Source organism: Bacillus sp. GMs2/2 (assembly GCF_050172095.1).
GTDB classification, from domain to species: domain Bacteria; phylum Bacillota; class Bacilli; order Bacillales; family Bacillaceae_G; genus Bacillus_A; species Bacillus_A cereus.
The window spans coordinates 1-13,452 of the sequence record NZ_JBNLYE010000109.1; the positions used below are offsets into that span (position 1 = coordinate 1).

Below are 13,452 nucleotides of genomic sequence, written 5' to 3' on the forward strand. Positions count from 1 at the left end.
AAGTGTATTATTTTTTACAACACAACTGATAATGAAAATCAATATCATCGGTGTTACTTAATGAAATTAATGTTTATGTGAAAGGATAGAGAAAATGAACTTAGGGGAATTTGATGGGAAAACAGTTTTAGTAACAGGTGCAGCACAAGGCATAGGCAGTGGCGTTGCCAAAATGTTTTTAGAAAGAGGAGCCACAGTTATTGCGGTTGATCAAAATGAAGAGGGGTTAAATGTACTCTTAAATCAAAATGAATTAAACAATACACGTATGAAAACGTTTCGTTTAGATGTGAGTGATAGCGCCGCTGTTGAAGACATGGTAAATCATATTGCAAATGAAATAGCGCCAATAGATATTTTAATAAATGTTGCAGGGGTTTTACGTATGGGACCAATTCATTCGTTAAGTGATGAAGATTGGACTAAAACATTCTCTGTAAATACTACAGGGGTTTTCAATATGTCCCGAGCGGTAAGTAAAAATATGATGTTAAGAAAATCGGGGGCAATTGTTACAGTCGGTTCAAATGCGGCAAATACGCCAAGAATGGAGATGGCTGCGTATGCTGCGTCAAAGGCCGCAACGACGATGTTTATGAAATGTTTAGGACTAGAGCTTGCGGCATACAATATACGCTGCAACTTAGTTTCTCCAGGCTCTACTGAAACTGAGATGCAAAGATTACTATGGGCTGATGAGAATGGAGCTAAAAATATAATTGCTGGTTCTCAAAATACATATAGACTCGGAATTCCATTACAAAAAATTGCACAACCTTCAGAAGTTGCTGAAGCAGTGTTATTTTTAGCCTCAGATAGAGCAAGTCATATTACAATGCACAATTTATGTGTTGATGGCGGTGCTACGTTAGGAGTTTAATAAAAATTCAGGAGGTTATTATATTATGAATGAACATATAGCTGTAAAGGAATTGTCAGAAAAACTTTTAGAAGATTATAAGACTGAATCTTCATTCTTTTTCGCTTCACCAACTCGAACGATATTAGCAGAAGGAGAGTTTACTACAGTAAAGCATCGTGAAATTGAAAGTTTCCCAGAGCTTGTGCAAGCGACATTAAGTAATGCGAAACAAGCTGGAAATCCAAATCCTATCGTTGTGGGTGCTTTGCCATTTGATCGTAGAAAAGAAGTCCAACTCATCGTACCAGAATATAGCAGAATTTCTGAGCGTTTACAATTGGATACAACAAATCAGCTTGAAACAAATGAGAATGTAACATTTGAAATGACACCAGTGCCAGACCCTGAAGTTTATATGAATGGTGTGAAGCAAGGAATTGAAAAAATACAGGACGGTGATTTAAAGAAAATCGTTCTATCCAGATCGTTAGATGTTAAATCTTCCGAAAAGATTGATAAGCAAAAACTTCTGCGAGAATTAGCAGAGCATAATAAGCATGGTTATACATTTGCTGTAAATTTACCGAAAGATGAAAAAGAGAACAGTAAGACGCTAATTGGAGCAAGCCCTGAATTACTTGTTTCACGTAATGGTATGCAAGTTATTTCTAACCCGTTAGCTGGTTCAAGGCCACGTAGTGAGGACCCAGTAGAAGATAAAAGAAGAGCAGAGGAATTACTTTCTTCGCCAAAAGATTTACATGAACATGCGGTAGTAGTTGAAGCGGTTGCCGCTGCACTTCGTCCGTATTGTCATACATTACATGTTCCAGAAAAGCCATCAGTTATTCATAGTGAAGCGATGTGGCATTTGTCTACAGAAGTGAAAGGTGAACTTAAGGATCCAAATACTTCTTCTTTACAATTAGCAATTGCCCTTCATCCTACGCCAGCAGTTTGCGGAACTCCGATGGAAAAAGCAAGAGAAGCTATACAGCATATTGAGCCATTTGACCGCGAGTTCTTTACAGGAATGCTAGGATGGAGCGATTTAAATGGAGATGGAGAATGGATTGTTACAATTCGTTGTGCTGAAGTACAAGAAAATACACTTCGTTTATATGCAGGAGCTGGAGTTGTTGCTGAGTCAAAACCAGAAGATGAGTTAGCAGAAACATCAGCTAAGTTCCAAACAATGCTAAAAGCTTTAGGGTTAAGAGATAGTTCACTTAATGAAAAATAGGGGGAAGAAAGAATGCTAGTAGGTTATACAGAATGGCCAAAAGAATTTGCCGATCGTTACCGAGAAGCAGGATGTTGGCTTGGTGAAACATTTGGAGGAGTGTTAAGAGAGCGGGCTGAGAAATATGGAGATCGAATCGCGGTTGTAAGTGGTAAGAAGCATATAACATATAGTGAACTTAATAAAAAGGTAGATCGTTTAGCAGCAGGTTTACTGAATTTAGGAATAAAGAAAGAGGACAGAGTTGTAATCCAGTTACCTAACATTATCGAGTTTTTCGAAATATGCTTTGCACTATTTCGAATTGGAGCGCTTCCTGTCTTTGCACTACCTTCACATCGAAGCAGTGAAATTAGTTATTTTTGTGAGTTTGGCGAGGCGAGCGCTTACGTTATTTCAGATAAGGCTCTCGGTTTTGATTATCGAAAATTAGCAAGAGAAGTGAAAGAGAAAGTGCCAACTTTACAACATGTAATTGTAGTGGGAGAAGAAGAAGAGTTTGTGAACATAAATGATCTGTATATGGATCCCGTCTCATTACCAGAAGTTCAGCCAAGTGATGTTGCATTTCTCCAATTATCAGGAGGCACAACAGGTCTTTCTAAATTAATTCCTAGAACACATGATGACTATATTTATAGTTTACGTGTTAGCGCTGAAATTTGTAATTTGAATGCAGAAAGCGTCTATATGGCAGTTCTTCCAGTAGCACACAATTACCCAATGAGTTCTCCAGGGACATTTGGAACTTTCTATGCGGGTGGAAAAGTGGTATTGGCAACTGGTGGTAGTCCAGATGAGGCCTTTGCTCTTATCGAAAAAGAAAAAGTTACAATTACAGCGCTCGTTCCGCCATTAGCAATGATTTGGCTTGATGCTGCATCTTCTCGTAATGCCGATTTATCAAGCCTAGAGGTTATTCAAGTAGGTGGTGCTAAGTTTAGCGCTGAGGTTGCAAAACGTATACGTCCTACATTTGGATGTACGTTACAGCAAGTGTTCGGTATGGCGGAAGGATTAGTGAACTATACAAGATTAGATGATCCGGAAGAATTTATTATTTATACACAAGGTAGACCAATGTCTGCACTCGATGAAGTACGAGTTGTTGATGAAAATGACAACGATGTACAACCTGGCGAAGTAGGTAGTTTATTAACAAGAGGTCCATATACAATTCGTGGTTACTATAAAGCCGAAGAGCATAATGCACGATCATTTACAAAGGATGGATTTTATCGCACAGGTGATCTTGTAAAAGTAAATGAACAAGGATACATCATTGTAGAAGGAAGAGATAAAGATCAAATTAACCGCGGTGGTGAGAAAGTTGCTGCGGAAGAAGTTGAAAATCATCTATTAGCACACGATTCGGTCCATGACGTAGCAATTGTATCTATGCCTGACGATTATTTAGGTGAACGCACCTGTGCTTTTGTTATAGCTCGCGGACAAGTTCCAGCAGTAAGTGAATTAAAAATGTTTTTAAGAGAACGTGGTATAGCGGCTTATAAAATTCCAGATCGAATTGAATTTATTGAAGCATTCCCGCAAACAGGAGTCGGAAAAGTCAGCAAAAAAGAACTACGTAAAGTCATTGCTGAAAAACTTATTACAGTAAAACAATAATAAAAACCGGAAGGAAGTGATTAGATGGCTATCCCATCTATTTCAGTATATAAAATGCCAATTGAATCAGAACTACCAAAAAATAAAGTGAATTGGACACCAGATCCGAAACGTGCAGTACTTTTAATTCATGACATGCAAGAATATTTTCTTGATGCATATAGCGATAAAGAATCACCAAAAGTAGAACTTATTTCAAATATTAAAATGATAAGAGAAAAATGTAAGGAACTTGGTATACCAGTTGTTTATACAGCACAACCTGGTGGGCAAACGTTAGAACAACGAGGTTTATTACAAGACTTTTGGGGTGACGGTATACCTGCTGGACCAGATAAAAAGAAAATTGTTGATGAACTTACTCCTGATGAGGATGATATATTCCTCACAAAATGGAGATATAGTGCATTTAAAAAGACAAATCTATTAGAAATTTTAAATGAACAAGGAAAAGATCAACTCATTATTTGCGGTATTTATGCGCATATTGGCTGTCTTTTAACAGCTTGTGAAGCATTTATGGATGGTATAGAGCCGTTCTTTGTAGCAGATGCAGTTGCTGATTTTTCACTAGAGCATCATAAACAAGCATTGGAGTATGCATCTAATAGATGTGCAGTAACGACATCAACAAACCTACTGTTAAACGATTTACAAAGTGTAAAAGATGATGAGAGTGAAGGAATCACTATACAGGAAGTGCATGAACTAGTTGCACAACTACTTCGTGAGCCAGTAGAGAGTATTGATATTGATGAGGACTTATTAAATAGAGGGCTTGATTCGGTCAGAATTATGAGTTTAGTAGAGAAGTGGCGTCGTGAAGGGAAAGAAATCACTTTTGCACATTTAGCAGAACGTCCAACTGTTGCAGGTTGGTACAGTTTACTATCTTCACAAACAGCACAGGTGCTGTAACAAATAGACTACATAATAAAGGGGTAGTAAAGAATGCCTAACAGTCAAAAGATTCGTCATTCGTTATCATCTGCGCAGTCTGGTATGTGGTTTGCGCAACAATTAGATCCGCTTAATCCAATTTACAATACTGGGGAATATGTAGAAATAAACGGAAATATTCATCAAGAAATTTTTGAATTAGCTGTACGTAAAGTTGTAATAGAAGCAGAAGCACTTCATGTTCGCTTCGAGGAGGATGAAATTGGCCCATGGCAAGTTATTGAAGAATCACAGTTTCATATGCATTTTATTGACGTTCGTAAAGAAGAAAATCCTGAAGAAGCTGCTAAAGTATGGATGAAAAATGATTTATCTATGCCAGTCGATTTGAAAAAAGATACATTATTTACTGAAGCACTTATTCAAGTTGAAAATAATCGTTTCTTTTGGTATCAGCGCATCCATCACATTGTGATGGATGGCTATGGATTTTCACTTCTTAGCCAAAAAGTGGCGAATGAGTATACATCACTTATAGAAGAAACAAACAAGAATGAAAAGCCGTTTGGTTCTCTTACAAAAGTTGTGCAAGAAGATATTGAGTATCGTGATTCTAAAAAATTTCAGGAAGATCGTACTTTTTGGTTAGAAAAATTTGCGGATGAACCAGAAGTTGTAAGCTTGGCAGAGCGGGCACCGAGAACATCAAATGGATTTTCACGAGAAACAGCTTATTTATCTAGTTCTAGCACGAAAACTTTATTAGAAGATATCAATATTTCGTTAACAAGTTGGCCGGAATTCATTGTCGCTGTAACAAGTATTTATATGCATAAGTTAACAGGTGCAAATGATATTGTTTTAGGTTTACCGATGATGGGACGTCTAGGTTCGGTATCTATTCATACACCAAGTATGGTAATGAATTTAGTGCCACTTCGTATTACAGTAACTCCAAATATAACTCTTGCGGAATTATTGCAGCAAGTTTCTAAAGAAATCCGAGATGTACGTCGCCATTATAAATACCGTCATGAGGAGTTAAGAAGAGACTTAAAGTTACTAGGTGAAAATCAAAGGTTGTTTGGACCGTTAGTGAATGTTATGCCTTTTGATTACGGGCTAAATTTTGCTGGAAATCGTGGTATTACGCATAATTTATCAGCAGGACCTGTCGATGATTTATCAATAAATGTATATAAACGTTTTGATCAAAATAAGCTAATGATTCATTTTGATGCAAATCCTGAAGTATATAATGGCGCGGAGCTAGCATTGCATAAAGAAAGATTTATGAGTCTATTTGAATTAGTAGTAAATAATTATGAGAAAAACGAGTCGATTGGAAAAATAAACATTACTCTGCCTGAAGAAAATCATAAAGTTTTATTGGAATGGAATGAAACGAAGGAAGACGATGAGTTACTCAGTCTGCCTATATCATTTGAAAAACAAGTGCAAAAAAATCCCAATAAACTAGCCATTACTTGTGACGGTGTAAACCTTACGTATAAAGAGCTAAATGCACGAGCGAATGAACTAGCACATTATTTAGTAGAAGAAGGAATACGACCAAACCAGTTTGTAGCTTTAGTATTCCCTAGATCAATAGAAATGGTAGTTAGTATGCTAGCAGTTTTAAAGGCTGGTGCAGCGTATTTACCAATAGATCCAGAATACCCAGCAGAAAGAATTAATTATATAGTAAATGATGCAAAACCAGTTTGTATCATAACACATTCATCTGTTTCATCTAAGTTAGTTATAGAAAATGATATGAAAAAAATTGTATTAGATGAAGAAGAAACGAAACTAGCGTTACATACATATTCTCGTATGAATATAGCATGTAAGAATGATGTATCACTTTTAAACCCAGCCTATACAATATATACTTCAGGCTCAACAGGAAACCCAAAAGGTGTAATTGTTCCTATGAGAGGTTTAAGTAACTTTTTAATGGCTATGCAACAAAAGTTTTCATTAAATGAAAATGATCATTTATTAGCAGTTACAACGTTTGCGTTTGATATTTCTGCTCTAGAAATTTATTTACCTCTTATTAGTGGTGCAAGTTTAACAATTGCGCAAAAAGAAGACATACAAGAGCCATCAGCATTAACGACACTTTTACAAGAAGGAAGAGTGACCATTATGCAGGCTACACCGACGCTTTGGCAGGCGTTAGTAACTGATTATCCAGAGAAGCTACAAGGGCTAAATATACTAGTTGGTGGTGAAGCTCTTCCAGAGCATTTAGCAAATAAATTAAAAGAATTAGGTTGCTCAATAACTAATTTATATGGACCAACTGAAACGACGATTTGGTCTACTTTCATGAACATTGATGAAGGTGAAAAGGGTATACCTCCTATTGGAAAGCCAATTTGCAATACAGAAGTGTATGTATTGGATGCAGGGTTACAACCAGTTCCACCTGGAGTTATTGGGGAATTATATATTGCAGGGGAGGGACTTGCAAGCGGATATTTAGGAAAACCTGAGTTAACAGCTGAACGGTTTATTGCAAATCCTTATGGAGAATCAGGGAAGCGCATGTACCGTACAGGAGATCTTGTGAAATGGCGTAGTGATGGTGCGTTAGAGTACATTAGTCGCGCAGATCATCAAATTAAAATTCGTGGATTCCGAATTGAATTAGCTGAAATTGAAACGGTATTACAACGACATGAAAATATTCAACAAGCGGTAGTAATAGTACGAGAAGATCGTCCAAATGATAAACGCATCATTGCGTATATCGTTGCAGAAGAAAAGGAACCGATTAATCTTTCAGAAATTCGTTCTTATGTTTCAGAAAGTTTAGCGAATTATATGATACCATCAGCATTTGTTGTGCTAGAAGAATTACCATTAACGCCAAATGGTAAGGTGGATAGAAAGAAATTACCTGCTCCTGATTTTAATAGAATGGACAATGAGAGGGTTGCTAGAAATCCGAAAGAAGAAATATTATGTGATTTATTTGCAGAAGTACTTGGTGTTTCTCGAATTAGCATTGATGATAATTTCTTTGAAATGGGTGGACATTCACTTCTTGCATCTCGTTTAATGGCAAGAATTCGTGAAACGTTAAGTGTGGAATTAGGAATTGGGAAACTATTTGAATCACCAACTGTTGCCGAACTGGCGAAACAATTAAACCATGCAAAAAGCGCAAGACCAGCTATTCAGAAAGCAAGTAGGCCAAATGAAGTTCCACTTTCATTTGCACAGCGCAGGTTATGGTTCTTAAATTGTTTAGAAGGTCCAAGTCCTACTTATAATATTCCGCTAGTCATTCGTATGAATGGAATATTGAATCGGGAAGCATTACAAGGTGCTTTTTATGATGTAGTTGAGAAACATGAAACACTTAGAACAATTTTCCCTAACGTATTAGGTAGTTCCTATCAGAGAATTTTAGATATGGAAAACTTAAATCTAGAAATGGTTATAACTAATACATGTAAAGATGAATTAGAAAGTGTACTTTCAGAGGCGGTAAGATATAGCTTTAACCTCGATTTTGAGCCGGCAGTTCGTTTACAACTTTTTACAGTGAGTGAAAACGAACATGTATTATTAATTTTATTACATCATATTGTAGGTGATGGCTGGTCATTACAGCCGTTAACGAGAGATTTTACAGCGGCGTATAAAGCGCGATGTCAAGGTGACAGAGTTCAGCTGGAGACACTACCAGTTCAATACGCGGATTATGCACTTTGGCAACAGCAATTGCTAGGTGATGAAACGACACCAGAGAGTCTTATTTCAACACAATTAGATTTTTGGAAAGAAGAACTTAAAGGTTTACCAGACCAAATGGAGTTACCTACAGATTTCCAGCGTCCAATTGAGACGAGTTACCGCGGGGAAACAATTCATTTTCATATAGATGAAGGTATGCATAGTAGGTTAGTAGAGCTTGCACGTAAAAATGGAGTTAGTTTGTTTATGGTATTGCAAGCAGGGCTTAGTGCACTATTTACAAGATTAGGTGCAGGCACTGATATACCAATTGGAAGTCCGATTGCTGGAAGAAATGATGATGTACTTTCAGATATTGTTGGTTTATTTGTAAATACATTAGTGTTACGTACAAATACATCAGGAGATCCAAGTTTTAAAGAATTATTAAATAGAGTGAAGCAGGTAAATCTTGCAGCTTATGAAAATCAAGATGTTCCATTTGAAAGGCTTGTTGAAGTGTTAAATCCAGTACGTACTCGAAACAGCCACCCGTTGTTTCAAGTTATGTTAGCTTTCCAAAATACGCCAGAAGCAATCTTTGATGCCCCGGATATAGAAGCGAGCCTTGAAATTCAAAGCGTCGGTTCTGCAAAATTTGATTTAACATTTGAAATTAGTGAGAGTAACGGGGTTGATGGTACTCCGAACGGTTTACATGGATTACTAGAGTTTAGTACCGATTTATATAAACGTGAAACGGTTCAAAAACTAATAGAACGATTCATTTTGTTATTAGATGATGCAGCTACAAATCCGGATCAATCAATTGGCAGATTAGAAATATTAACTGTAGCAGAGAAAAATACAGTGTTAGAAAAGTGGAATGGTGGTTTTCAAATTGCACCAGAAATGACATTGCCACAATTGTTTGAAAAGCAGGTTCATATAAATCCAAATTCTATTGCTGTTGTCTTTGAAGATAAGAAATTAACTTATGAAGAGTTAAATAGAAAAGCAAATAAAATAGCTCGATTCCTAATAGCAAAAGGGATTGGTCCTGATCAACTCGTTGCTTTAGCGATGCCAAGATCATTAAACATGGTTGTAAGCTTATTAGCTGTTCTTAAAGCTGGTGCTGGATACCTTCCGTTAGATCCAGATTACCCAGCAGACCGTATTTCATTTATGCTACACGATGCGAAACCAACATGTGTTTTAACGAATTCAGAAGTGGAAATTGAATGTGATGAGGCACTAAAAGTTTTAGTTGATGATGTAAAAGTAATAGCAGAAGTTGAGAAATATAGTGAAGAAAATATTGATGAAGTGGAACGTATTAAGCCATTATCTCCATCACATATTGCTTACGTTATTTATACGTCAGGCTCAACGGGTAGACCGAAAGGCGTTATGATACCTCATCAAAATGTAGTAAGACTTTTAGGAGCAACTGATCATTGGTTCCAGTTTGACGGAAACGATGTTTGGACGATGTTCCATTCATACGCTTTTGATTTCTCGGTTTGGGAAATTTGGGGACCTTTATTATACGGAGGGCGTTTAGTTGTAGTGCCACATACTGTAAGTCGCTCACCGAAAGAATTTTTACAGCTTCTTGTTAAAGAAAAGGTTACGGTTTTAAACCAAACTCCATCAGCGTTCTATCAATTGATGCAAGCAGATCGTGAAAATGAAGAGATTGGCCAAAAATTATCTTTACGATATGTTGTTTTTGGAGGAGAAGCACTTGAGCTAAGTCGCTTAGAAGATTGGTATAGTCGACATCCTCATAACGCACCAAAGCTTATTAATATGTACGGTATTACGGAGACGACAGTACATGTTAGTTATATTGAATTAGATGAAACTATCGTCTCTTTACGAGCAAATAGTTTAATTGGGTGCAGTATACCTGACCTTAAAGTGTATGTATTAGACAACTATTTACAACCAGTGCCACCTGGAGTAGTTGGAGAAATGTATGTTGCAGGTGCAGGGCTTGCGCGTGGATATTTAGGAAGAGCAGGATTAACGGCTGAACGCTTTATCGCAGATCCATTTGGAAAGCCAGGTACAAGAATGTATCGTACAGGAGACTTAGCTCGCTGGCGTAAAGATGGGACGCTAGATTATATAGGACGTGCAGATCATCAAATAAAAATTCGTGGATTCCGAATTGAATTAGGAGAAATAGAAGCAGTCATAATGAAGCACCCTAAAGTTGAGCAAGTAGTCGTTATTGTACGGGAAGATCAACCAGGGGATAAACGGTTAGTTTCTTATATCGTTGCATCAAATAATGAAGCGATTGATACGAATGAAATACGTCAGTTTGCTAGTGGTAGTTTACCAGATTATATGGTTCCATACGCTTTTGTAGTAGTAAATGAGTTACCTTTAACTCCAAACGGTAAATTAGATAGAAAGGCATTGCCAGCTCCAGAATTTATCGCATCATCTTCTAGTCGTGGTCCAAGAACACCGCAAGAAGAAATGTTATGTGACTTGTTTACAGAAGTGCTAAGTGTACCTCAAATTGGAATTGATGACGGATTCTTTGATCTTGGTGGCCATTCACTCCTTGCAGTGCAGCTTATGAGCCGCATGAAAGAGGCGCTTGGAGTGGAACTAAATATTGGCACTTTATTTGCAGCACCGACTGTTGCAGGGTTAGCTGAAAGACTTGAGATGGGGAATGGTCAAAGTGCACTTGATGTGTTGCTTTCATTACGAGCAAGCGGGGATCAATTACCACTATTTTGTGTACATCCAGCAGGTGGATTAAGTTGGTGCTATGCAGGACTTATGAAATCTTTAGGAACAGATTATCCAATCTATGGTGTACAAGCACGTGGTATCGCTAAAAATGAAGAACTTCCAAAAAGTTTAGAGGAGATGGCGGCGGATTACTTGAAACACGTTCGTGAAGTACAGCCTCATGGACCATATCGTTTATTAGGTTGGTCGCTTGGAGGAAATGTTGTGCATGCAATGGCAGCGCAATTACAAAATGAAGGGGAAGAAGTAGAATTACTCGTTATGCTTGATTCTTATCCTGGACACTTCTTACCGAATACGGAAGCGCCTACTGAAGAGGAAGCGTTAATCGCATTACTTGCTTTAGGCGGATATGACCCAGATAACATGGATGGTAAACCACTTACAATGGAAAGTGCAGTTGAAATCCTTCGTAAAGATGGAAGTGCATTAGCAAGTCTTGAAGAAGAGACTATATTGAACTTGAAAGAAACATATGTAAATTCAGTAGGGTTGTTAGGGAAATATGTACCGAAAGTTTATAACGGAGATATCTTATTCTTTAGATCTACTGTTATACCAGACTGGTTTGATCCTATTTCTCCAAATACGTGGCTAAATTATTTAGATGGGCAAATTGTGCAGCACGATATTGATTGTAGACATAAAGATCTATGTCAGCCAGGTCCAATTACGGAAATTGGACAAGTATTAGCGAAATATTTGCAGAATAAGAAAGGGGTAAGTAGAGTATGACGAATCCATTTGAAAATGATAATTACACATATAAAGTATTAATAAATGAGGAGGGCCAGTATTCTCTCTGGCCTGCTTTTCTCGATGTACCTATTGGCTGGAATGTCGTATATGAAGAAGCTAGTAGGCAGAGTTGCTTAGAATATGTTGAATATAACTGGAAAGATTTGAATCCACAAGGTAATCAAGTTCGCGAAAAAACATTAGTAGGAAAACGATAATGGAAGAAAAACTAAATCCAAAAGTAGTTGTAAGTATCGTTTATATAACTGCGATGTTTATGGCTGCGATGGACGCAACGATTGTAAATGTAGCACTGCAAACGATAAGTAGAGAACTACAAGTACCTCCATCTGCAATGGGGACGGTGAATGTTGGATATTTAGTTAGTTTAGCTGTTTTCCTTCCGATTTCTGGTTGGTTAGGAGATCGTTTTGGTACGAAAAGAGTATTTTTAATTGCTCTTTTCGTATTTACAATTGCATCTGCTTTATGCGGAATGGCTAACGATATTACTTCATTGAATATTTTCCGTATTATTCAAGGTGCTGGCGGAGGGCTTTTAACACCGGTTGGAATGGCGATGTTATTTCGAACATTTTCACCAGAGGAAAGACCGAAGATTTCCCGGTTTATTATACTTCCAATTGCTGTAGCACCAGCAATTGGTCCTATCATCGGTGGTTTCTTTGTAGATCAAATGTCTTGGCGTTGGGCATTTTATATTAATCTACCGTTTGGAATCGTTGCATTGCTATTTGGACTTCTATTTTTAGCAGAACATGTTGAAAAATCAGCTGGTCGCTTTGATTCGCTCGGCTTTATTTTATCAGCACCAGGATTTGCGATGCTCATATATGCACTCAGCCAGGGACCATCAAAAGGGTGGATTTCTCCAGAAATTATGAGTACTGGGATAGCTGGGGGTGTATTCATTACATTGTTTATAATTGTAGAACTGAAAGTAAAGCAACCGATGTTAGATTTACGCTTATTAAAAGAACCAGTCTTTAGAAAGATGAGCATTATATCATTATTTTCATCAGCTGGTTTATTAGGAATGTTATTTGTTTTTCCTCTTATGTATCAAAATGTGATAGGAGTTTCTGCACTGGAATCAGGACTTACGACATTTCCAGAGGCGATTGGATTAATGATTTCTTCACAAATTGTACCATGGTCATATAAGAAATTAGGAGCTCGAAAGGTAATTTCTATTGGATTAATATGTACGGCGGTTATATTTGTTTTATTGAGTTTTGTAAATCACGATACGAATCCGTGGCAAATCCGGGCATTATTGTTTGGTATCGGTATTTTCTTAGGTCAATCTGTCGGTGCGGTTCAATTTTCTGCCTTTAACAATATCACGCCGCCTTCTATGGGGAGAGCGACTACTATATTCAATGTGCAAAATCGACTAGGTTCAGCAATAGGAGTAGCGGTTTTAGCTAGTATACTAGCTGGTTTTGGAGGTAATAACGTTCAATCCGATTTTTTACCATATCAAGCAGCATTAATTGGGTCAGCAATATTTTTGCTCATAGCACTACTATTTTCTTTACGTATTTCCGATAAAGAGGTAATGTCAAAGAAGAAAGAAAAAACA

7 protein-coding genes are annotated in these 13,452 nt (G+C 37.3%); all 7 read left to right on the top strand.

Annotated features, from left to right (window positions below; genetic code table 11):
- The first annotated feature begins 94 nt into the window (after positions 1–94).
- Positions 95–880, top strand: coding sequence for a 2,3-dihydro-2,3-dihydroxybenzoate dehydrogenase (gene dhbA / locus ACQGS6_RS15015; protein ID WP_426965272.1), 786 nt, complete (start codon positions 95–97; stop codon positions 878–880).
- Positions 881–905: 25 nt separating this feature from the next.
- Positions 906–2,105 carry an isochorismate synthase DhbC gene (gene dhbC / locus ACQGS6_RS15020; protein WP_001002075.1) on the top strand — a complete coding sequence of 400 codons (1,200 nt, stop codon included), beginning with the start codon at positions 906–908 and terminating at the stop codon, positions 2,103–2,105.
- 12 nt (positions 2,106–2,117) lie between these two features.
- Positions 2,118–3,734: a (2,3-dihydroxybenzoyl)adenylate synthase gene (locus ACQGS6_RS15025; protein WP_000960119.1), complete on the top strand. Its 1,617-nt coding sequence runs from the start codon at positions 2,118–2,120 to the stop codon at positions 3,732–3,734.
- Between the two features lie 24 nt (positions 3,735–3,758).
- On the top strand, positions 3,759–4,652 hold the full coding sequence (locus ACQGS6_RS15030) for an isochorismatase family protein (RefSeq protein ID WP_001007253.1): 894 nt from the start codon (positions 3,759–3,761) through the stop codon (positions 4,650–4,652).
- A 33-nt stretch (positions 4,653–4,685) separates the two neighbouring features.
- On the top strand, positions 4,686–11,843 hold the full coding sequence (locus tag ACQGS6_RS15035; RefSeq protein WP_426965273.1) for an amino acid adenylation domain-containing protein: 7,158 nt from the start codon (positions 4,686–4,688) through the stop codon (positions 11,841–11,843).
- A complete protein-coding gene (locus tag ACQGS6_RS15040) occupies positions 11,840–12,064 on the top strand; it encodes an MbtH family protein (RefSeq protein ID WP_000184059.1) in 225 nt (74 codons plus the stop codon). The genes ACQGS6_RS15035 and ACQGS6_RS15040 overlap by 4 nt, the downstream gene beginning before the upstream one ends.
- Positions 12,064–13,452, top strand: a 1,389-nt coding sequence (locus ACQGS6_RS15045) for an MDR family MFS transporter (protein WP_426965274.1), incomplete at its 3' end; no start/stop codon positions are given. The genes ACQGS6_RS15040 and ACQGS6_RS15045, both read left to right, overlap by 1 nt.